The following is a 22,870-nucleotide window of genomic DNA, read 5'->3' as shown; positions in this document are numbered from 1 at the left end:
AACCCTCGCCGAAAACAGATCAAAAAACCAACGGCCAGCTATCTATATGCCAGGTTGGCGAGCATTGTTCCGACTCCCATGGGGCTAAATGATTCCCCAACAGGTCCCGGACAAGTCTCTACCTAAGTCAAAATGGACCAACGAACGCTGATCCCCGTAGCGCGCGATTATCTAGTAGGCCGCGTTACAACGCATCAGGGGTAACAAAGTATTTATCGCGAAAAACCCCTGTTTTCAGTCGAAAAGCCCTGAAAAACATGTTTCAAGGGCTTTCACGTCTGTAACAGGAAGGTGACCGGGCCATCATTGACCAGGTGCACCTGCATATCCGCGCCGAATCTACCTGATGCCACAGTGCCATGCACCTGTTTCGCTTTGCCTAATAGATAGTCGAAAAGTTCCTCGCCCAGGGCCGGAGGGGCAGCGGTCGAAAAACTCGGGCGCAACCCGCTCTTGGTATCGGCGGCCAGGGTGAACTGTGAGACCAGCAGCAACCCACCGCCTACATCCGCCAGGGACAGATTCATCTTGCCCTCGGCGTCACTGAATACTCGATAGTTAAGCAGTTTATGCAGAAGTTTGTCGGCGCTGGCGCGAGTATCCTCGGGTTCGACCGCCACTAGCACCAACAACCCCTGATCCACCGCCCCCACCACCTCTCCCGCTACCTCGACTCGCGCGCCACGCACGCGTTGCAGCAGGCCCTTCATGCTTCTTCGGGCGGCAGGTCGAGCAAGCGGCGAGCCATCTGGCTGGCGGCCCGTACCAGCGCATCGGTGATACCCGGCTCGGACGCAGCGTGGCCAGCGTCGCGGATCACCTGGAGTTCGCTGTTCGGCCAGGCTTGATGCAGTTCCCAGGCATTATCCAGTGGGCAGATCACGTCATAACGACCGTGGACGATCACGCCTGGCAAATGGGCGATCTTGTCCATGTCGCGAATCAGCTGGTTCGGCTCAAGGAAGGCATTGTTGGTGAAGTAGTGACATTCGATGCGTGCGATGGACAACGCGCGTTGCGGCTCGGAGAAGCGATCGACCACCAGCGGGTTCGGACGCAAGGTCGCGGTCCGGCCTTCCCAGGTGGACCAGGCCTTGGCCACGTGCATCTGGGCGATCTGATCGTTGCCGGTCAGACGCTTGTGGAAAGCGCTGAGCAAGTCGCCGCGCTCGTCCAGTGGAATGGGCGCGACGTAGTCCTGCCAGTAATCGGGGAACAGACGGCTGGCGCCACACTGGTAGAACCACTCGATTTCCTGTGGGCGGCAGAGAAAAATCCCGCGCAGAATAAGACCGTGTACGCGCTCCGGATGGGTTTGCGCGTAGGCCAGCGCCAGGGTCGAGCCCCAGGAGCCGCCAAACAACACCCATTTTTCGATGCCCAGGTGTTTGCGAATCCGCTCAAGGTCGGCGACCAGATCCCAGGTGGTGTTGTTTTCGAGGCTGGCATGGGGCGTGGAGCGACCGCAACCGCGCTGGTCGAAGGTCACGATGCGGTACAGGTTCGGATCGAAGTACCGGCGACTCTGGGCATCACACCCGGCGCCGGGGCCGCCGTGGATGAACACCACCGGCAAACCTTCCGGTGAACCGCTTTCGTCGACATACAGGGTGTGAGTGTCATCGACGGCCAGATCGTGCCGGGCGTGGGGTTTGATCTGCGGGTACAAAGTCTGCATTGCGCGCTCCGTAAGGGGTCGAGGTCATCCCTGGGGGGACTTCTATTATTCTGCCGTCCGGCATCATAAACCCGAATTACGCCAATGAGCATGCCCTTGCGGAGTCAGAGTTTTTCAGCCCGTTTTTTCAGACTCGTTCTTGCCAACATTTCGGAAGTCAAACACCGCTAGACAGCATTTGTTTAAAACGCCTCAAGGTTACTTCCTGCAAGCTACAACACCTTGCGTCGTTGCCTACGGCTACGCCAGAATCCGCCGGCTTGTGCGCCTTGGGGGCGGTCGGTAACTTGGTTCCTGTCACTGCCCATCAATGATCGGGTTTAGCAGCCCGTCTTGACGAAGCGCATCTGCATCCAGACAGTCAGGCCATTTCATGCCTGCACTTCTTGGTAGCTGTGCGCAGGGCGCCCTCGGGCGCGCCGGATTCGTCTCCACCGGTCTGCTAACCTGCGCACAGCTGCCACCCTGCGTTTAGCAGCGATTCGGTGACGGCTCCACGTTGTTGGAGAATTGAATATGTTCAAGGTCACACCCAACCCACCAGACACCGATCCAGCTTCTCCCTACGAAAGCCCCGATTCAAACAAACTCAACGAAGCCGCCGAGCGCGCCCTCGACCATCACTTCCCGCCAGCCGACCCCAAACCACCGAAACGCAACGGCCAGCTCTTCAGCGTCTGCCCGGGCATCAACCCTGAAACCCTTCTCGCCAATGCCTCGGAAGATTTGCTGTCCATCAGCGCCATCGCCGCCAACCTCGCCGACGATGTGGACGGTTCCCGCCGCTCCGTAGCCCTGGCGCTCAGCCGGATGACCGACGGGGTGCATTTGATGGTGGAGCGAGCGCTGGATCATCTGGATGAGCCGGAAATGGCAGCGATACTCGCCAAGCAACAAAATCGAGTCAGCTGATTCGTCAGGCATAAAAAATGGGCACCCAACCTCGTTGGTGTGCCCATTTTTTTATCCCGCTCACCCGCTACGCGGGAAGTCGGTGCGTGTTACGGACAGCTCATGCGCGACGTTTGTCCGTCGGATACAAGCGCTGCACTTCGGCAAAAATCTCGGTGATCGGGCGTCGCGGTTGGCGTTTGTGCAGGGCGCGGACCTGTGCGCTCAGGCGCAACAGTTCTTCGCTTGGCTTGGCCCATTGCTCTTTCGGCAGCGGTTCGGACCATTGGCGCATCACTTCGGGCATGGCCTGAGGGCCCAGTTTCTGGAGGCGACGGATTTCCCATTCGGTCAGGTGGTTGGGAATCGTCCACAGCGTCATGACGTGATACAGGTACCAGAAGAAGCTGGACACTCGACCCCGTTGGCCGTCGCGGATTTGCTGATGCATACGCGCCCGGGCGTTGTGGAAGGTGTGCAGGCCTTCGTGGGGCGGTCATTCGGACCTTGCAGGTCTAGCGGGTCCTGGATGGATTTGAGGTCGTGGATTTCGTATTCCATGTAGCCGCGGATGGCTTCCCAGTGGCTGATGGCGATGGCAGGCCGAAGCAGGGGTGATGGCCGAGCGCTAATTGTGGTTGAGGCGCCAGACACCAGGCCCGATGAGTAGGACTAAAAAGCTGGTTAGTAGGTTGCAGAAAGATTCGGAAACAACCTACATGAAAAGTGGAGTCCCCCTGCATCTTTAACTTGGCTGGCTTGCCAAAGTCGCCGTTTTTAAGAGTGATGACCGGCATGAGCAATCCCAACACACCAACGCCAATTTACTTGTCAGCACCTACAGGAAAGAGTGTAAGACTCTCTGTTTTATTGATTTCCTCTTTTGTACTAGCTGGATGCGGGGACGACAAAGCACCGACAGTTGAATGGTTTGTCGATAATCCATCCGAGATATATCGAACGCTAAGAAGCTGTAACAACTCAACAAGATACAACCCTATGCCGCACCACACATGGTGCGCTAATGCACGATTTGCATCTGAAACCAGGAGTATGAGGCTAAGCATACGTGAAGAAGAAAAAAACTTGGAGGATGCAATAAATACGCCTGAGAACCTCAGAACTATCCAATGGTATGAGCGCAATCGTCATGCACGACAAGCGAAACTCAAGGAGTGCAAAATAAGTATAGGGAATGGAGATGTAGAGTTTGACCCCGCCTGTTTTAAAGCTACTCGAGCCGGAATGAACCTGTATGTGAGGGGCGGGGCTGACGCATTCAGTGGCGAGACCATGTCTGAGTTGACGCGGATCCTGCGCGCTATATCTCCACTGCCAACGCCGGTGCCGCCCGACATACGCCAGCATCGTGAAGCCCGCGGCATTGCGCTTGAGCAAGCGGTTCCGGCGGGCAAGTCTCTCCCTGGACTGGAGCCAGTCGTGCTCCATAAACGAGTGGTCAAAGAAGTCGCTCCCCCCCCGCTGGCCATTGAACACAAACCTCTAACTCCATAATGCGCCGGCTGTACTCATTGCCGACTTCGATCCGCGTTTAGATAAGCCGGCTAACGAGCCGCGTTGCTTACTTAATATAGAGATACGACCCTCACTGCAGGGACTTAGGCGAATGACGTGAGTTCGGGAAACACACGCACCATTGGTGTTTAAGGTCTGCGCGTATACACGTAGCCAAAACACTTCATGCGTGGCGTTTGTCCGTCGGATTCAAGCGCTGCACTTCAGCAAAGATCTCGGTAATTGGTCGGCGAGGTTGGCGTTTATGCAGCTGTCGGACCTGATCGCTCAGGCGCAGCAGTTCTTCGCTCGGCTTGGCCCATTGTTCCTTCGGTAATGGCTCGGACCATTGGCGCATCACTTCGGGCAAGGCGTGCGGGGCCTTTTTCTGGAGGCGGCGGACTTCCCATTCGGTCAGGTGGTTGGGAATCGTCCACAGCGTCATGACGTGGTACAGGTACCAGAAGAAGCCGGACACTCGACCACGTTGGCCGTCGCGGATCTGCTGATGCATACGCGCGCGGGCGTTGTGGAAGGTGTGCAGGCCTTCGTGGGGTGGATCGTCGGGGCCTTGCAGGTCTAGCGGGTCCTGAATGGATTTGAGATCGTGGATTTCGTATTCCATGTAGCCGCGAATCGCTTCCCAGTGGCTGATGGCCAGGGAAAGACCGAAACAGGGGAACTCAACGCTGGTCAGGGTCTCGCCGTGCTGGAAACCGATGCCCATGCCGTATTGGCGGTGGATGCCGTACTGGGTGGCGCCTTGGGCTTCGATGACCCAGGCGGAGAGGGATTCCCAGGGGACGAACACGGGTTCGGTGGTGTCTTCGGGCATGAAGCAGACTTCACGGCGTTGGCGGTTGAAGCGGGTGGGGATGATGTGGAGGCGTTTTTTGTGGTTGTGGTGCCAGACGCCGAGGCCGATGAGTAGAGAGCAAAAGCCACCTACTAGCGCGTAGCCATAGCTTTCATCAAACACGCCGAGTATCGAGTCCCAGATTTCTACTTGGTTGTAACCGAACACAACCCCGAGGAACGCAGCAAGCATTGGAGGTAGAAAAGCGAGCATTAAAGTGCCGCTAAATGGCCCACCTAATATGACCTGCCATGAAAATATCTGCGGCGAACCCAACCCGAAGTCCATGTACACCTCATTTAATTCCCCGATATGAGGGCCAAGCGGCGGCAGCGATGTCGGCAATGGCAATGGCGCCAGATAGGTGATTCTCCCACTGGGAAACGGTTCGACATCGCCAGCCTTGCGGGATTGCTCAAGGTGCGGGGAAGGCAGAGGTATATCAATCTTGGTGGGCATGGTCGGCCAGCTCCAGCAGATGGGTTTCAACCAGCAACAGCGGTGGATGCTTGGTAACGGATTGACGGGGCAACGAAGGAAAATGGCCCTTACCGCGCGGGTTGAGGTGAATAACGTCAGTCAGCGATTCCCACACCCCCTTGGCGTTCAAGGTCTGTATGCAGACGGCCAGCTCCAACGTTTCGGACGCCGGGGTAAATTCAGAGTCAGGATCCACGGGATATTGCAGGCACAGCACCAGCCGATCGGGTCCTGTTTGTACGATGCGCAGGCTGTTTGCGACTTCCTGACTAATGACGTCCTTGCGCTCTCGCGGCGTGCCACGGCTGTGGAGAGGAATGGCAATGCTGTGGGCGCCGATCCCCAGGCGATGAGCCGGTTGTCCACTCAACGGTGGCTGGAAATCGCTGAGCTTGAGCCTTGGCAGCACCAAGTGAATATCGCTGGGCTTGGCTTTTAGCAGCAAGTTTTTCAGCCACGAATCATGCTCGTTCAGGCCCAGTTGCGTATACGGAGCGTTCAGCAAATAGGCCAGATAACGCTGATATTCATCCAGGGTATGGTCGCCGCGATGATCGGTGTCCAAGCTCCAGGGTGTGGTTTTCAGCCATTTATCATGGGCACTGATGTTGTAACGGTTGTACAGCCAGGTTCCGCCCAACTCCAAAATGGTAAACAGGGCGCCGGCCAGATTGAAGCGGAAGAACACCGTGGAGAGACGTGTACCTGCCGCGCCCCAGGCCGCTGTTCTTGCTGCCGCACCCCGTGCTGTCAGTACTTTGAAAGTAGCGCGGACAGTATGGTTTAGGCCATAGGCATTAGCAGCCGTCATGCCGCCTGCACCCAGTGTGGCAAGCGCCGCACTAGTTTGTGCCGAGCGATCTCCGGTACGCGTCGCCTGCTGCCATTTCTGCTGTTGGGAATTGAAGCTGGACAGAGATGACACAAAACCAAAAAGGTAGGTAAAGAAACCCAGTCCAACATGCATCTTGCCCATCTGCACCTGCACATTCTGCAAAGCATGGTGTTGAAGTCCGGCAACGAGTTCCGTGCTACGCGCCTTCAGAGCGGTATCTGCCAGACTTTGCGCCGCCGTAAATCCCGCGGCACCCGTAGCGGCAAACGCGGCAAAGAACTCGGCCCGTTTCTTGGGATTTTTGGTCTGATTCATCATCTCTCGATACACCGAAACCAAATTCACCCCCTGCACCAAAAACACCAACAACCCCATCCCCTCGCTCCGAATCAACTTCGCATTCGGCACACTCTGAACCCCCAGCCGAATGTCCTTCAACAAACTCCGCACCTCCAACTGCTGCGCCGGTGGAAACACCACCGTCACCCCCGCCCGAGCCGGCGTCGCGCCGTACAGGCGCACCGACTGATCCGGCAACTCCGCAATCGGGCTCAGCGCCCCGGCCAATCGGCCTTCAAGTTGCGTCAACTGCCCGCGCACCCGCACGATCTCACCCTGCAACTCCACCGCCCGTGGCGTCTTGTGCCCCTGGCGGTTTTTGTTGTGGGTGAGCTGGTTACGTTCACGGGTCAGGGTTTTCAGGTAGTCGCGCTCCCTGAGCAGTTCCTTGAGGTTGGTTTGCAGCGCCGCGTGTTCCGCCGGGCTGGCGACAGTAAAGGTCACCCCGGTGGTTTTCGCCGCATCGAGTATGCGTGGCAACAAGGCTTTGGGCAGGCGCAGGAACAGTTCGTCGAGGTCGGGGATTTTCTCTCCCGCCAGATCGAAGCCTTCCAGCGCCCGACTCAGACCCAGGTTCAGCGCCGGGCTGAGGCTGTGCTGGGCCGCGTCAGCGACGGCGCGGGTGTGCTCGGGCAGATCGTCGAGGGCCGGCAAGTGCGGTTGTTCGATTTTCTGCAACTCGCCCAGCCAGTGCGGCAGGTTGTTAAACACCCCCATGCCGGCGTTGAACAACGTGGCGTATTGCGCGGCCCGTTCCGGCAGGAGGCGCAGGGGCAAGGTGTAGAACAGTGGTCGGGTCAGTTCCGGGTGTTTCTCCAGATAACCGAGGAGGATTTCGCTGGCGTGATCGCTGCGGCAGATGTCCTTGAGGCAGGCGTATTCGGTGGTGAAGGCCTGGTGGAGTTGCTGTTGATCCTGCGCGTCGTAATACCAGGCCGAGCGATGGAAGCGTCCGGCACCCACCAGCATGGTGCGGTCAGCGGTGATGCGCTCGAGCAAGCGGTTCCAGCGGCCAAGGTCGTCGCGATGCTGAAACAGCGCCGCGTCCATGGCCGGGCGGTCGATCAAATCGTTGACCCCGCGTTTGCCACTGAAACTGGAGCCTTCGAGCACATCGATGATGCGTTTGTTTTGCTCTCGGCCGAGTTTTACCAAGGTATCGAGGTGACGTTCGACGAAATCGTCGGGGGCGACCTTGAAATGTTGGCGCGTGTAGTAACGGCGGTCTGCCTCGTCACTGGCGCGGCGATGGGCGGTGAAGTCGGGTGTGGCGCCCTGGTACTTGGCGAGTTTGAACGCTTCGGCATGCGCCTCTTTGCGTGCTTGCTCCAGCGCCGGGGGCACGGGAGCGTCCAGCGACTCGACCTTGCCGCCCTTGTTCAGGTAATCCAGCAAGGCTTTGCGGGTGTGCTCCCGATCCGGTTCGGGCAACTGCTCCAGATCGCCAAAAAGCGCCTGGACTCGCGGATCGTCGCTGGCGTCGACCAGATTGCCGATATCCCCGGGACTGAGCCGGCTCAAGGATTCGATGTAGCAAGCCAACAGGTAATCGCGTTCGTTGTGGTCGGTATTGCTCCAGTCGTCGACCCAGCCGACCACAGTGTCCTGATAGTCGGCCAGATCGCGCAGCACGCCGAGGTCATCCTGCACCACAAGGAACAGCGTGTCGTCCTGATAGGCCGGGCGCACCCGTCCGAGCAACTCGCCGATGTGCGCCTCGCGAAAGCGCCGCGGCTGCTCCCACAAATAGAGTTCACGTTCGTGCGCGGGGGCATCGCTGACCTGCACGGTCGGCAATAGAACGGCGTCCGATGGCGACTCGGCTTCCTGTTCCGTACGGTCTTGTGCGGCTTGCGCCTGCCGGGCCGGATCGGTCGCAATCTCCGCCAGCCACTGTTTGCCTTGCGCGACCGTCAGTAGGTGTTCGCCGCCAGTTTGGCAATGCACCGGGCCGAGATCGACGGCTTGCATGAAGTGTTCGCGTTCCTCACGGCTGTCGAGCACTTGCGTGCATTTGGCCGCCGTCCACTGCACTTCGGCGAAGGTCACATGCAGGGTGCTGCGTCTTGAAAACACCAGTGCAGGACGCTCTTCGATGGGCGTGCGCTGATCGCCGGCAACCTTGGCGCCCTTGTGCAGCAAGGCGCTGACCAGTCCGTTGAGTACTTGATACTCGTGGAGATGGCCGGTCACGCTGTCGATGACGTACAACCAGCCATCGCGCAGCATGCGAATGCCCAGCGGGCGGGTCGTCAGGGCATACGGCAGCTTCAGTTCGGCACTCGGGTCGACGGGCTTTTCCACCAGCCCATAACGCAAAGGCAGCAGTTGCACGTGGGTTTGGCGCAAGGGGCAGGCACCCAAAGAGCCAATGGGCGATTTGGATGCCGCAGCTGCGGCGAGGTTGGCGGGTGAAGTCATGGGTGGCCTCGTTGGCTGGCCCACTGGTGGGCGAGGTCAGCGGCCAGCGCCACGCGCTCGCCGGGGGATTGCAGCGACGGCGTATGCAGCAATCGGTTGATGTGCGGGTGCTGATCGAGCGATGAGCCATCCAGCGAGGCCATGACGTTGGCGTAATAAAACAATTCGGACTGGCTGCTCAAACCCAGCGCGCTGGCCTCAGCCTCCAGTTGTTCCAGCATTGGCCAACGTTCAGACACGCTTTCGCCGCGAAGGCGTTCGGGGAAATGCGTGAGCAGATGAGCGTCGAGTTCGAGCAATACGCGGCGCCGATCAGCGTGGTCCAGCGCAGAATTCTGTTCAGCGCTCAGGCGATAGGGCGTTAGCAATTCAGGGCACTCGGCCAGCCGAGGTTGGTGCTGTTGCCAATTAACCTCGACACCGTCGGCGGTTACCACACAGGACAGAGACCCAAACAATCGCTGATCGCCGCTACCGAACAGGATTCGCGCTACGGCGGCGTCTGCCAGTCGCAGCAAGACCGGCAACCCCTCTGGCAATTCAACTGTCAGCAGTTTGCGCAAATGCTGAGCGACGTCATGCGCAGGCGCGGTGCTAAACAACAGCACGCCCCACTCTTCATGCGCCTGCTGCAGATAGAACTGAACGAGTGGCTCGTCAGGTTGTTGAACGGCCACCAACAGCGGTGATATATCCCGCAGCGCAGTGAACGACGGGCAGTCATACAGCGCGACGGTGGTGGCGCCGGGACTCAGTTGTTTCAAGCGTTCCGGCAAATCGCTCAAGGTCGCACCGTCCAGCAACAGGAAAGCCTGTTGCTCGTTCCATGGCAGGTTTTCAGGCAGAGAGGTCGAGAGGTTCATGCTTGGGCTGCCTCACAAATCAGGCAGCGCGAGGCGCGGGTTGAAATCAACGCATGGCGCTGCTGGACCGCATCGAACGTCACTTTCAGCAGGGGCAAGGCGCCCGGCATCAGAGGCTCGGCGGGTAGACCCACGGCCGGGGCACCGCCCACTAGAATTGGCACGCTGCTGAAAATGCCTTCCGGCCCCAGCGTCAGCCAGTGACCGCCCGCCTGAACTGACAGGCGCGCGCCGCCATCGATGACGACTTGTTGCCCGGCGCTCAGGTGAATGTGCTGGGTGGCATTGAGCAGGTGATTGGTGGTTCGGACGTGGCGGTCGCCGTGAACCAACAGATGATCGTCCTGCTTGAGTTCTGTTAGGCGGTTGCCGTGGGTCAGGTGATGTTCTTCACCGCGCAGGTCGTGGCTGGCAACCCCGCCGATGACCACGGTGCGCTGGTTGTCGACTTGAAGGCGTTCGTCGTTGAGCACGAGCTGGACGAAATCGCGCTGGGCACGCAGGGCAATTTCCTCGGCGCCCTTTTTGTCCTCGATGCGCAACTCGTTGTAACCGCCGCCACCGGGACTGCTCTGGCTGCGGAAAATGCTGCGGGTGTGCTCAGCCGGCAGATCCAGTGGCACCGGGGTTGAGGCGTTGGGCATGCAGCCAAGGACGAAGGGTTTGTCGGGATCGCCGTCGGTGAATCCCACCAGCACTTCCATGCCGACCCGCGGGATCAGCACGCTGCCATAACGGTCATGGGCCCAACCAGTAGCGACCCGAAGCCAGCAGCTCGATTGTTCGTTGTGCTGACCTTCTCGGTCCCACGGCAGTTGAACCTTGACCCGACCGTATTCGTCGCAGTAGATCTCTTCGCCGGGCGGGCCTGTGACGATGGCATGCTGGTTGCCCGTTATTCGCGGCTTGGCGTGTTCAAGAGCCGGCCTGAACAGGACGTCCCAAGGTGTCGCGACGAAGTGGTTACGGTAGCCCTGACTGAAACCGTCCTGCGGACTGGCATCGGTGATCGACTCCTCAAGCACTTGGGGTTGCATGCCAACATGTTCGACTTCAGTCAGAAGCCACAGGCCATTCCAGTCAGCGCGGGGGTGTTCGGACATGTCGACGAAATGGCCGCAGCGCATGGCGCACTGATCGCTGCGCCCTTCGGCTAGCTGGTAATCGGCACGGTGGCGTTCCAGGGCTCGATCAGACAGATGTTTACCGCGTTCACGATGGGTGAACTGCCCTGGGAAGGCATAATCCTCAAGGTGTGGCAGCAGCGGACTTTTAGTCTCGCTGTCGAGTTGCAGGCGCGGTTTCTCGAAGTCGTAATCTCGACGGCTGACATGGGTCGGGCGGGTTTCCAGTCGCAACTTGAAACGGTCGATCACCGGCGCTTCGGCGACCATGCCACTGCCTGGCATGTACGCGGTTGACTGGGAGGGTTTCGAGAAGCTGGTTTGATCGTCGCCGAACACCAGCACATGTCCGTCGGGGCTGTGCTCGAAATGAAAGTGCAGGCCTTCTTCCTCACACAACCTTTGGAGGAAATGCAGTCCGGTCTCGTACTGCACGCAATAGAGCCGTGGCCGATACTCGGCGCTTAGTTGGAAGCGCCAGGCATCGGACTGCATTCCCTGGTCTTTCAGTACTTTTGCAATGATCTGCGGCGCGCTCTGGTGCTGAAAAATACGCTGATTGTGGCTGTGGGTGAGGTAGGCGAGTTGGGGCACCAGGGTCATCTGATAGCGGGTCAGTCGTTTGCCTGAATCACCTTGGGCGATTCGATAGACCTGCCCGTGAATGCCGGAACCGTCAGGACCGAAGCTCAGAAAAGCCGAGCGATGCAGCAGAGACTCGAGGTCCAGGTCAGGGCGTTCGCTGACCAGTTCGAGTTTGACTTCGTAGGGCTGGTTAAGCGCTTCCTTGGCGCGGAATTCGAGTACCTGAAGGTCGTGGGAAAAACCGTCAATGTCGAGTTTGAAAGCGACCTGCTTGGCATCGCTGAGCATCCACATGTCCCTGTGTCTATTTGAAGGCACGGGACTTTGCGTGGATCTACCAATCGGCGCAGTCAGACGAATCGATATTTAGCGTAGGACGCTTCCGTTAAGCCGAATGGTTGTCGAATATCGTTTTCAAATAGCCGAGCAGCATTTCATAGAGCGCCTCGACCTCGGCGACCTGCCCCCGAGCCCGCAGACAGCCGTGAACCAACCCATCCCCGTAATAAAGCGTCGCTGCCACACCTGCTGCGTTCAGTCGCTCGGCGTAGAGCACACCGTCATCGCGCAGCGGGTCGAATTGAGCCACAGCGATCAAGGTCGGCGGCAAACCACTGAAATCCTCGGCGAGCAACGGCATCGCATAGGCACCCGATTGTCGGGTGCCACGCAAGTACAGGGCGTGATAACAATCGACATCGCTGCTGGCGAGCAACGGCGCGTCGATGCATTCGCTGCGCGATGGCAATCGCTGATCACCACCCAGCCCCGGATAAATCAGGACCTGCGCAGCCGGCAATGGCTCGTCCGCATCGCGCAACGCCAGACACAACGCCGCAGCAAGGTTGCCACCGGCACTGTCCCCCGCCACCAGCGTACGCTCGGGATCGAGCTTGAATGGCCCGGTCCGCAGCGCGCGCCAGACACGCAGGCAATCATCGAACGCCGCTGGAAACGGATGTTCCGGCGCCAATCGGTAATCGACAGCGATCACCAGCACGCCGAGTGTCGACGCCAGTTCGGCGCAGATGAAGTCGTGGGAATCCAGATCCCCTACCACCCAACCGCCGCCATGCAGATACACGATGCACGGCGCACCGCCGGTCAGTGGTGAAACCGGCGGCTGATAGGACCGCACCGGTACACCGGCCAACTCGAAATCGACCACGTAAAGCCCGGCGGGACGTGGCGGGGTGAACGCCCGGCACATTTCGCTATAAGCCTGACGCAGGCCTTTGAGGCTGCTGTCGGTGCTGTCGGTGCTGTCGGTGCTGTCGGTGCTGTCGGTGCTGTTGAAGCTGACGGTTTTCTCGACGAACGCCGTCATCTGTTTGGAGAGTGGGTAAGGGGCCATGGGTTTGCTGCCGGTCCATCAAGAAATTTGTGAATGGGGCCTTTGTGGCGAGGGGGCTTGCCCCCGTTCGAGTGCGCAGCACTCGCAAGATCCAGGTTCAATCCGACATTCTGGGGCCGCTTCGCAGCCCAACGGGGCGATGCGGCGTTCCGACAAGCCCCTCGCCACAGGATGCGCACTCACCCTTACGGGTTCATCAGTTTTTTAAACTGGCCTGAACGGTAGCCGCGCCATCCTTGCCTTCAAAACTGCTGACACCCGCCAGCCAGCGCTGAAGGTCTTCCGGATGATCACGTAGCCATTGTTTGGCAACGTCCTGAGGTGTTTTGCGCGCCATGATCGGCACCATCAACTGGCTTTCTTGGGCGGCGGTGAAGGTCAGGTTTTCCAGCAGGCGGTTTACGTTCGGACAGCGCTGGGCGTAGTCCGGGGCGGTCACCGTGGAAACGGTTGCGGCGCCCTCGTTCGGGCCGTAAACGTCTTCGCTGCCGGTCAGGTAGGCGACTTTCATGTTGATGTTCATCGGGTGCGGGGTCCAGCCGACGAACACCACGAATTCCTTGCGATTCACCGCCCGTTGTACGGCGGCAAGCATGCCGGCCTCACCGGACTCGATCAGCTTGAAGTCCTTCAGGCCAAAGCGATTGGTCTCGATCATGGTTTTGAGGGTGGTGTTGGCGCCACTGCCCGGCTCGATGCCGTAGATCTTGCCGCCGAGCTGATCCTTGAATTTGGCAATGTCGGCGAAGGTTTTCAGGCCCGCTTCGGCGACGTACTCAGGTACGGCGAGGGTTGCCTGAGCGTCGGCCAGGCTCGGCTTGTCCATGACCTTCACTTGATTGGCGGCCACGAACGGCGCGATGTTTTTGTCCATCGCCGGTTTCCAGTAACCGAGGTAGATGTCCAGACGCTTGTCGCGGATGCCGGCGAAGATGATTTGCTGCACGGCGCTGGTTTGCTTGCTTTCGTAGCCGAGGCCGTTGAGCAGCACATCCGCCATGCCACTGGTGGCGATGACGTCGGTCCAGTTGACCACGCCCATGCGCACAGCCTTGCAGGAAGCGTCGTCACCGGCCAAGACGCTGGTGCTCAGAAGAGCGGTGCCGCAGAGGATTGAGAGACAGCGGGTGAACAGTCTTTTCATTGGGAGGGTCTCGTGCGGCAGCGGATTATTATGGGCCCGGTGTCTTCATGCACCGTGCCCAGAACAATACGCAGCGTCGAGAGGGTAAAAGCGACCTGTAGCGACCGTGTTTTGCACGGTGGCGACAGTTTTTGCACGTTGATCGTTCCCACGCTCTGCGTGGGAATGCAGCCCGTGAGGCATTCCCACGCGGGAGCGTGGGAACGATCAGTCACCGGTAGTGCTTTTGGCCCCAGGCCAGCAGCCCTTGCAGCAATTCCTTGAGCACCACCTGGGTCGGTGCCGACAGATCCGGGCGGTAACGGAACGGCTCGAACTCTTCCATGTACGTGCACTGGCCCAACTCCAGTTGTACCGCATGGATGTTCTCGGCCGGATTGCCGTAATGGCGAGTGATGTGACCGCCCTTGAAACGACCGTTCAGCACATGGCTGTAGTCGCCGTGGCGCGCGCAGATGGCTGCCAGCTGAGTGGCCAACTGTGGATCGCAACTGGCGCCGTTAAAGGTGCCGAGGTTGAAGTCCGGCAGCTTGCCGTCGAACAGGTGCGGGATCACCGAACGGATCGAGTGCGCATCGAACAGCAATGCGTAGCCAAACTCGGCTTTCAGTCTTGCCAGTTCCTGCTGCAAGGTGGTGTGGTATGGCGTCCAGATCTGCTCCAGATAAGTCGCTCGTTCTGCGGCCGATGGCTCATGCCCTTCGCGGAACAACGGAATACCGTCGAACAGCGTCGCCGGGTACAGGCCGGTGGTGGCGCCGACATACAAAGGCTTGTCGTCAGACGGTCGGTTCAGGTCGATGACAAACCGCGAGTACTCGGCGGCCAAGGTGCTAGCACCCAGGTCGGCAGCAAATTCGTACAACTGCGGGATATGCCAGTCAGTGTCCGGCAGGCTTTTGGCGTCGGGGATCAACCCCGCTTCCACCGCAGGGGTCAGACGTAGACCCGCGTGGGGCATGCTGATCAGCAACGGCACGCGGCCTTGTTTGAAGTTCAGAACCTTATCCACAACTGCTCTCCTAAACGCTTGTTTCGACGCCGTGACGCACGACGCGTTTTTCCAGGTCACCGCCCAGCCAGTACGACAGATCGGCCGGACGATCGATTTGCCAGGCGACGAAATCCGCGACCTTACCGACCTCCAGCGAACCATGAGTTTCAGCCATCCCCAACGCGGTGGCGGCATAAATTGTCGCGCCCGCCAGGGCTTCTTCCGGGGTCATGCGGAAACAAGTGCACGCCATGTTCAGCATCAAGCGCAACGACAGCCCCGGTGAGGTTCCAGGATTGAGGTCGCTGGCGATGGCGATTTTCACCCCGTGTTTGCGCAAGGCGTCCATCGGCGGCAACTGGGTCTCGCGCAGGAAGTAGAAGGCGCCGGGTAGCAACACCGCGACGGTGCCGGACTTGGCCATGGCGATGGAGTCGTCTTCGGTCATGAATTCCAGGTGATCGGCCGACAATGCGTGGTAACGCGCCGCCAGACTCGAACCGTGCAGGGACGACAACTGTTCGGCGTGCAGCTTCACCGGCAACCCGAGTTGTTGTGCGGTGACGAATACGCGCTCGACCTGGGCCGGCGAAAACGCCAGGTACTCGCAGAACGCATCCACCGCATCCACCAGACCTTCGGCGGCCAGGGCCGGGAGCATCTCGGCACAGATGTGATCGATGTAGTCGTCGGCACGGTCCGCGTATTCCGGCGGCAAGGCGTGAGCAGCCAGGCAGGTGCTGCGCACGCTGACCGGCAGTTCGGTGCCGAGACGGCGAATGACCCGCAAGATCTTGCGTTCGCTGGCCAGGTCGAGACCGTAGCCGGATTTCATCTCGACCGTGGTCACGCCGTCACGCATCAGGCTCTTCAGGCGTTTGGCGGCGCTGGCGAACAGTTCGTCTTCAGTGGCCGCGCGGGTGGCGCGTACGGTGCTGGCAATGCCACCACCGGCCGCTGCGATTTCGGCATAGCTGACGCCTTGCAGACGCTGTTCGAATTCACCGCTGCGGTTACCGCCGAACACCGTGTGGGTGTGGCAATCGATCAGACCCGGCGTCACCCAGGCCCCTTTTAGGTCATAGACCGCCGGGTATTCGCCCGCCGGCAGCTCACTGCGCGGGCCCACCCACTCAATGTGCGCTCCTGACGTCACGATGGCCGCATCCTCGATGATCGAGTAGACGCCTTGCGCCATGGTTGCGACGTGGCAGTGTTGCCAGAGAGTTTTCATCCGTGGCCTCCGTTAGGTTATCGATGAGAAAAAGAAGGTTCCTGCTCCACCGGTACTGCCTTCCCTGCCGCCGGTTTCACCCACGTCAGGTAGGCCAGCACCAGCAACACAATCCAGACCACGCCTACGATCAGAGCTGCCTGGGTGTCCGGGAAATAGCCCAGCACGCCGAAGATGAACAACATGAAGGCAATCGCCGCCATCGGTGCATAGGGCCAGAACGGCACCGGGAATTTCAACTGTGCGACCTGCTTCGCGCTCATGGAACGACGCATGGCCACTTGGGTGAACAGAATCATCAACCAGACCCACACCGTCGCAAAAGTTGCGATGGAGGCGATCAACAGAAATACGTTTTCCGGAATCAGGTAGTTCAGCAACACGCCCAGCAGCAGCGCACTGCTCATCACCACTACCGTCAGCCACGGCACGCCATTGCGCGACAACCGGGCGAAGCCCTTGGGCGCGTGCCCTTGCAGGGCCAGGCCGTACATCATGCGGCCAGCGCCGAAAATGTCGCTGTTGATCGCCGATATCGCCGCCGAAATCACCACGATATTAAGAACAGTCGCCGCCGAACTGATCCCCAGATTGTCGAAAATCTGCACAAACGGGCTGCCCTGGCTGCCGATCTGCTGCCATGGGAAGATCGACATCAGCACGAACATGGTCAGCACGTAGAACAGCAAAATACGCAGCGGTACGGCATTGATCGCCCGGGGCAGCACGTGCTGCGGGTCTTTGGCTTCACCGGCGGTCACGCCGATGATTTCAATGCCGCCAAATGCAAACATCACCACCGCGAACGAAGCAATCAGGCCGCCCACGCCATTGGGCATGAAGCCGCCATGGCTCCAGAGATTGCTGATGTCGGTCGCCTGGGCGCCGGGCGCAGTGCTGATGCCGAACAGCATGATACCGAAGCCACCCAGGATCATCGCGACGATGGCCGCGACCTTGAGCAGCGACAGCCAGAACTCCATTTCACCGAAGACTTTGACGTTGCACAGGTTCAAGCCGCCGACCACCGAAACGATGCCCAGTACCCAGATCCAGCGGTCGACTTCCGGAAACCAGAAGCCCATGTAAATACCGAACGCGGTGACGTCGGCCATACCGACGATGACCATTTCAAACGCGTAGGTCCAACCGAGGATGAAGCCCGCCATCGGTCCAAGGTAAGTGCTGGCGTACTGGCCGAAAGACCCGGTCACCGGATTGTGCACCGCCATCTCGCCGAGGGCGCGCATGACCATGAACACCGCCGCGCCACCGATAAGGTAAGCCAGCAGTACCGCAGGCCCGGCCATTTGAATGGCCGAGGCAGAACCGTAAAACAGCCCGGTGCCGATCGCCGACCCCAGTGCCATGAAGCGAATATGTCGGGCAGAGAGCCCGCGTTTCAAACCCTTTTCTGGCTGTTGCATTGCTCGTCCCTAATTATTCTTATTGGCGGAAATGATCGTTCCCACGCTCCCGCGTGGGAACGATCAGCAGACTTACAGGCTAGGCAGCAATTTCGCCGGTACCAGCGCGTTCAGGCAACGGGTCGCCAACAACTCGCTCGCCGCGTTGATGTCCGGCGCAAAGAACCGGTCCTTCTCATAGAACGGCACTTCTTTACGGAGAATCGCCCGGGCCTCTTCCAGCTTCGAAGAAGTCTTCAAACCATCACGCAGATCCAGACCCTGGCACGCCGCCAGCCACTCAACCGCCAAAACGCCGCGAGTGTTTTCGGCCATTTCCCACAGACGCTTGCCGGCAGCCGGGGCCATCGACACGTGGTCTTCCTGGTTCGCCGACGTCGGCAGGCTGTCCACCGAATGCGGATGGGACAACGCCTTGTTCTCGCTGGCCAGTGCCGCCGCTGTCACCTGGGCGATCATGAAGCCGGAGTTCACGCCGCCATTGGCCACCAGGAACGGCGGCAGTTGCGACATGTGCTTGTCCATCATCAGCGAGATACGACGCTCGCTCAGGGAGCCGATTTCAGCGATGGCCAGGGCCATGTTGTCAGCGGCCATGGCCACTGGTTCGGCGTGGAAGTTACCGCCGGAGATCACGTCGCCTTCAGCAGCGAAGACCAGCGGGTTGTCAGAAACCGCGTTAGCTTCGACGACCAACACTTCGGCGGCTTGACGGAACTGAGTCAGGCAGGCGCCCATGACTTGCGGCTGGCAGCGCAGGGAGTACGGGTCCTGAACCTTTTCGCAGTTCTGGTGCGAGTCGGACACTTCGCTGCGCTCACCCAACAAATCGCGGTAAGCGGCAGCGGCGTCGATTTGGCCTTTCTGACCGCGAGCGGCATGGATCCGTGCGTCGAACGGCGAGCGCGAGCCCAGCACGGCTTCGACGGTCAGGGCGCCAAGCGCCACAGCGCCAGCGAACAGGTCTTCACCTTCGAACAGACCACGCAGCGCGTAAGCGGTGGAAACCTGAGTGCCGTTGAGCAGCGCCAGACCTTCTTTCGCCGCCAGGGTCAGCGGGGTCAGACCGGCGACTTTCAGCGCTTCGGTCGCTTCCAGCCATTCGCCTTTGTAGCGAGCCTTGCCCTCACCCAGCAGCACCAGCGACATGTGGGCCAAAGGCGCCAGGTCGCCGGATGCACCGACCGAACCTTTCAATGGGATGTGTGGGTAAACCTCGGCGTTGATCAGGGCGATCAGCGCGTCAATGACCTTACGACGAATGCCCGAGAAACCACGGCTCAGGCTGTTGACCTTCAGTACCATGACCAGCCGAACCAGCGCGTCGCTGATCGGCTCGCCGACACCGGCGGCGTGGGACAGCACCAGCGAGCGCTGCAGGTTTTCCAGGTCTTCACTGGCGATACGGGTCGAAGCCAGCAGGCCGAAACCGGTGTTGATGCCATAAGCGGTGCGGTTCTCGGCGAGGATCTGTTCCACGCAGGCAACGCTGGCTTCAATCTGTTGCGAAGCGCTGTTGTCGAGGGTGATTTTGACCGGCTGCTGATAGATATCACGCAGTTGGGCAAGGCTCAGTTGGCCGGGAATAAGGTTTAACGCAGTCATTTTCGTGCTCCTTTTGAGAGTTTGTCTTCTTCTTAGGTGAAGAGTACTCACCAGACGCTCCGGAGATGTCCGTTGTCCGTCGCTTCCCACCTTTTGGGGGGCTGCGCCTTGGCACGCTGGTGTTTTGTGGAAATCAGTTCAGGTTCGGTAAAGCCTTGTGCAGCAAAATCGGGTCTTTCAACACGCTGGCAGCCGCCGCAATATCTGGAGCCAACCAACGGTCCTGATCGTAGGCCGGGACGCGTTCACGCAGCAGACGCCACGCGGCATCTGTGCCTGCGCCAAAACGTTGTTCTTTCAAAAATTCAAATGCCTGAGCCGCCAGCAAATATTCGATCGCAAGAATCTGCGTGCAGTTTTCCAGGGCGCGATGCAGCTTCAGCGCGGCGTTGGTGCCCATGCTCAAGTGGTCTTCCTGCAGGCCCGAGGTGACGTAGTTGTCGAGCACGGCCGGCTGCGCCAACTGGCGATTTTCCGCGCACAGCGAAGCGGCGACGTACTGGACGATCATCATCCCGGAATTCACCCCCGGGTTGGCCACCAAAAAGGCCGGCAGGCCGCTGACGTGCGGGTTGATCAAACGGTCCAGGCGACGCTCGGCGATGGAGCCGATTTCGGCCATGGCGATGGCCAGCAAGTCAGCCGCCAAGGCCACTGACTGGCCGTGCGGATTGGCCTGGGACATGATGCGGAAATTATCCGGCGTGCCCAGCAGCATCGGGTTATCGGTGACCGCGTTGAGTTCGGTTTCGATCTGCGTTTTGGCGTGCTCAAGCTGATCGCGCGCGGCGCCGTGAACCTGTGGAATCGAACGGATGCTCAGCGCATCTTGAGTGCGAATGCCAAGGCTTGAAGCAATCACTTCACTGCCATCCAGCAGCGCCCGCAGATTGATGCCGACCTGCTGCATGCCCGGATGCGGCTTGAGCGCGATGATCTCGGCGTCGAACGCCGCGATCTGGCCACGCTGGGCCTCGAAGCTCATCGCGCCGATCACGTCAGCCCATTGCAGCAGGCGAGTGGCATCAGCAATCGCCAGGCAGCTGAGGCCGGTCATGCACGGTGTGCCGTTGACCAGGCACAAACCATCTTTGGCGCCGAGCTGGACCGGTTGCAGACCTTCTTCGGCCAAGGCTTGCTGCGCGGACACGATCTGCCCGCGATAGCTGACATTGCCAACGCCCAGCAGCGCGATGCCGACGTGCGCCATGTGGGTCAGGTAACCGACCGAACCCTGGGACGGCACTTGCGGGGTGATGCCGCGATTGAGCAGCGCCAGCAGCGCTTCGACCACCCGACGATGAATGCCGGATTTGCCGTGGCTGTAATTGCGGATTGCCGCGCACATGATCGCGCGGGTCTGTTCGTCGCCCAGTGGAGCGCCAACGCCACAGGCGTGACTGAGCAACGTGTTACGCGACAGTTGGCTGAGTTGCTCGTCTTTGAGCGAGACATTGCACAACGCGCCAAGACCGGTGTTGACGCCATAGGCGCGCTCGCCGCTGGCGACGATGCGCTGGACGATGGCTTGGGCATTCTCGATCCGCGCCCAGGTCTGTGGCGACAGCTCAAGCTGTGCGCCATGGCGGGCTACGGCGACCACATCCTGCCAACGCAGGTGGTCGCCTGCGATAACGATTTTTTCAGCCTGGGACATCATTAACCTCTTACCTGAATATTGATGCAGCTTTGCCGGCCTCTTCGCGGGCAAGCCTCGCTCCTACAGGATTTAGGTTTGCCGTCCAATGTAGGAACGACACAAAACCTGTAGGAGCGAGGCTTGCCCGCGAAGGCGTCCGAACAGCCTCCGCAAACCTTTAAACCACCGCAGTCCGCCGCTGGACAAAGCGGTCGACATACTCATCCGCCGGCGAATGCAGGATCTCTCGCGGCGTACCCACCTGAATCAGGCGCCCGTCCTTGAGAATCGCAATCCGGTTACCAATCCGCACCGCCTCATCAAGGTCGTGGGTGATGAAGACGATGGTCTTGTGCAGGGTCTTTTGCAGCTCCAGCAACTGGTCCTGCATCTCCGCGCGAATCAGCGGGTCGAGCGCACTGAAGGCTTCGTCCATCAGGATGATGTCGGTGTCTGCCGCCAGGGCACGGGCCAGGCCCACACGCTGACGCATGCCGCCCGAAAGCTGGTGCGGGTATTTGTTTTCGTAGCCCTTGAGGCCCACGGTGTTGATCCAGTGCAGCGCGCGCTCGGAGCACAGTTGCTTAGTCTCGCCACGCACTTTCAGACCATAGGCGACGTTATCCACCACGGTCTTGTGCGGCAGCAGGCCGAAGCTCTGGAACACCATGCTGATCTTGTGCCGACGAAATTCGCGCAGGGCTTCCATGTCGTATTGCAGGATGTCCACGCCATCCACCAGGATCGCGCCGCTGGTCGGGTCGATCAGGCGGTTGAAGTGGCGCACCAGCGTCGATTTGCCGGAACCTGACAGGCCCATGATCACGAAGATCTCGCCGGTGCCGATGCTCAACGACAAGTCGTTCACGCCGACCACGCAGCCGGTTTCGGCCAGCACCTGATCCTTGGTTTTGCCCTGGCCAATCATGCCCAGCGCTTCCTTGGAACGGTTGCCGAAAATCTTGAAGACGTTTTTGACTTCGATTTTACTGATGGCTTCGTTGGTCATTTGCTCACCTCATGCCGTGGCCGACCATACGCCTGAGTAATGCGGTCGATAACCACTGCCAGAATCACGATCGCCAGACCGGCTTCAAGGCCACGTCCGACGTTGAGGGTCTGAATCCCCACCAACACGTCTTCACCCAGGCCACGGGCACCGATCATCGAGGCGATGACCACCATCGACAGGGCCATCATGGTGGTCTGGTTAATCCCGGCCATGATGCTCGGCAGGGCCAGCGGCAGTTGCACGCCAAACAGTTGCTGCCAACGGTTGGCACCGAAGGCATTGATCGCTTCCATCACTTCACCGTCGACCTGGCGAATGCCCAGATCGGTCAAGCGGATCAGCGGTGGCGCGGCGTAGATCACGGTGGCGAAAATCGCCGGAACCTTGCCCAGACCGAACAGCATCAGCACCGGAATCAGGTACACGAAACTCGGCATGGTCTGCATGATGTCCAGCAGCGGCATCAGCACCGAACGCAAGCGATTGCTGCGCGCCGAGAGAATGCCCAGCGGAATGCCGATCAGCACCGAAATGACCGTCGCGACCATCATCAGCGCCAGCGTCTGCATCAGCTTGTCCCAGAGGCCAACCGCGCCTACCAGGAACAGCAAACCGACGATCACGGCGGTGGTCACGACCTTGCGGGTCGCGTGCCAGGCAACGCCCGCCACGATCGCCAGCATCAGCCACCAGGGCGCCGCACGCAGCAGGCCTTCAAGATTGACGATGGCCCACAAGAGGGTGTCGGAGATGCTGCGGAACACGTCGCCGTAGTTGGTGACCAGCGAATCGACCCAACCGTTGACCCAGTCGGCGATGGAAAAGGTAAAGCTTTCGGGAAACATAAGAGACTCTCAATCAAGGGGTTGCGATC

General features: G+C 59.7%; 18 protein-coding genes. 2 read left to right on the top strand and 16 right to left on the bottom strand.

The genetic code is table 11. The features are described from left to right. Positions 1-272: 272 nt before the first annotated feature. Complete coding sequence (dtd, locus tag ACYZTM_RS17275) at positions 273-710, bottom strand: D-aminoacyl-tRNA deacylase (protein ID WP_084322529.1); 438 nt, start codon at positions 708-710, stop codon at positions 273-275. After that, a complete protein-coding gene (pip, locus tag ACYZTM_RS17270) occupies positions 707-1,678 on the bottom strand; it encodes a prolyl aminopeptidase (RefSeq protein WP_461983668.1) in 972 nt (323 codons plus the stop codon). Before pip ends, dtd begins: the two co-directional genes overlap by 4 nt. Positions 1,679-2,194: 516 nt before the next feature. Between pip and ACYZTM_RS17265 the strand changes: the two genes are divergently transcribed. Further along, on the top strand, positions 2,195-2,590 hold the full coding sequence (locus ACYZTM_RS17265) for a DUF6124 family protein (protein ID WP_461983666.1): 396 nt from the start codon (positions 2,195-2,197) through the stop codon (positions 2,588-2,590). A gap of 100 nt (positions 2,591-2,690) precedes the next feature. On the opposite strand, the gene ACYZTM_RS17260 is transcribed toward ACYZTM_RS17265, so the two are convergent. Continuing rightward, the gene (locus ACYZTM_RS17260; RefSeq protein WP_461983664.1) at positions 2,691-3,020 is read right to left on the bottom strand and encodes a hypothetical protein; all 330 of its coding nucleotides are present in this window, start codon (positions 3,018-3,020) and stop codon (positions 2,691-2,693) included. 344 nt (positions 3,021-3,364) lie between these two features. On the opposite strand from ACYZTM_RS17260, the gene ACYZTM_RS17255 reads away from it, so the two are divergent. Further along, a complete protein-coding gene (locus tag ACYZTM_RS17255) occupies positions 3,365-4,084 on the top strand; it encodes an EexN family lipoprotein (RefSeq protein ID WP_461983662.1) in 720 nt (239 codons plus the stop codon). 184 nt (positions 4,085-4,268) lie between these two features. Here ACYZTM_RS17255 and ACYZTM_RS17250 read toward each other — a convergent pair whose 3' ends face one another. From ACYZTM_RS17250 to ACYZTM_RS17190, 13 genes are all read right to left on the bottom strand, one after another. After that, entirely contained in the window at positions 4,269-5,153 is an 885-nt protein-coding gene (locus ACYZTM_RS17250; RefSeq protein ID WP_461983660.1) for a hypothetical protein, read from the bottom strand. Positions 5,154-5,382: 229 nt separating this feature from the next. Next, entirely contained in the window at positions 5,383-9,015 is a 3,633-nt protein-coding gene (locus ACYZTM_RS17245; RefSeq protein WP_461983658.1) for a toxin VasX, read from the bottom strand. After that, complete coding sequence (locus ACYZTM_RS17240) at positions 9,012-9,878, bottom strand: DUF4123 domain-containing protein (RefSeq protein ID WP_131063391.1); 867 nt, start codon at positions 9,876-9,878, stop codon at positions 9,012-9,014. Before ACYZTM_RS17240 ends, ACYZTM_RS17245 begins: the two co-directional genes overlap by 4 nt. Beyond that, positions 9,875-11,875 carry a type VI secretion system Vgr family protein gene (locus ACYZTM_RS17235; RefSeq protein WP_461983655.1) on the bottom strand — a complete coding sequence of 667 codons (2,001 nt, stop codon included), beginning with the start codon at positions 11,873-11,875 and terminating at the stop codon, positions 9,875-9,877. The genes ACYZTM_RS17240 and ACYZTM_RS17235 overlap by 4 nt, the downstream gene beginning before the upstream one ends. A 97-nt stretch (positions 11,876-11,972) precedes the next feature. Next, positions 11,973-12,941, bottom strand: a complete 969-nt coding sequence (locus tag ACYZTM_RS17230) for an alpha/beta hydrolase (protein WP_461983653.1) — start codon at positions 12,939-12,941, stop codon at positions 11,973-11,975. Between the two features lie 196 nt (positions 12,942-13,137). Further along, complete coding sequence (locus ACYZTM_RS17225; RefSeq protein ID WP_461983651.1) at positions 13,138-14,085, bottom strand: choline ABC transporter substrate-binding protein; 948 nt, start codon at positions 14,083-14,085, stop codon at positions 13,138-13,140. A gap of 211 nt (positions 14,086-14,296) precedes the next feature. Next, positions 14,297-15,097, bottom strand: coding sequence for an N-formylglutamate deformylase (gene hutG, locus ACYZTM_RS17220; RefSeq protein WP_461983649.1), 801 nt, complete (start codon positions 15,095-15,097; stop codon positions 14,297-14,299). Positions 15,098-15,107: 10 nt separating this feature from the next. Then, the gene (gene hutI / locus ACYZTM_RS17215; protein ID WP_461983647.1) at positions 15,108-16,313 is read right to left on the bottom strand and encodes an imidazolonepropionase; all 1,206 of its coding nucleotides are present in this window, start codon (positions 16,311-16,313) and stop codon (positions 15,108-15,110) included. Positions 16,314-16,330: 17 nt separating this feature from the next. Next, positions 16,331-17,740: an amino acid permease gene (locus ACYZTM_RS17210; RefSeq protein WP_461983645.1), complete on the bottom strand. Its 1,410-nt coding sequence runs from the start codon at positions 17,738-17,740 to the stop codon at positions 16,331-16,333. A gap of 72 nt (positions 17,741-17,812) precedes the next feature. Then, positions 17,813-19,345 (bottom strand): histidine ammonia-lyase, encoded by a 1,533-nt coding sequence (gene hutH, locus ACYZTM_RS17205; protein WP_461983643.1) that lies wholly within the window; start codon positions 19,343-19,345, stop codon positions 17,813-17,815. Between the two features lie 133 nt (positions 19,346-19,478). After that, positions 19,479-21,002: a histidine ammonia-lyase gene (gene hutH / locus ACYZTM_RS17200; protein ID WP_461983641.1), complete on the bottom strand. Its 1,524-nt coding sequence runs from the start codon at positions 21,000-21,002 to the stop codon at positions 19,479-19,481. Positions 21,003-21,162: 160 nt separating this feature from the next. After that, positions 21,163-21,993, bottom strand: coding sequence for a quaternary amine ABC transporter ATP-binding protein (locus ACYZTM_RS17195; protein ID WP_461983639.1), 831 nt, complete (start codon positions 21,991-21,993; stop codon positions 21,163-21,165). Continuing rightward, entirely contained in the window at positions 21,990-22,841 is an 852-nt protein-coding gene (locus tag ACYZTM_RS17190) for an ABC transporter permease (RefSeq protein WP_053153259.1), read from the bottom strand. Before ACYZTM_RS17190 ends, ACYZTM_RS17195 begins: the two co-directional genes overlap by 4 nt. Positions 22,842-22,870: the final 29 nt, after the last annotated feature.

The sequence above is a fragment of the Pseudomonas sp. MDT2-39-1 genome (genome assembly GCF_054898085.1).
Note: the sequence above shows the minus strand (reverse complement) of the source record. Positions and strands in the feature narration are given on the sequence as shown.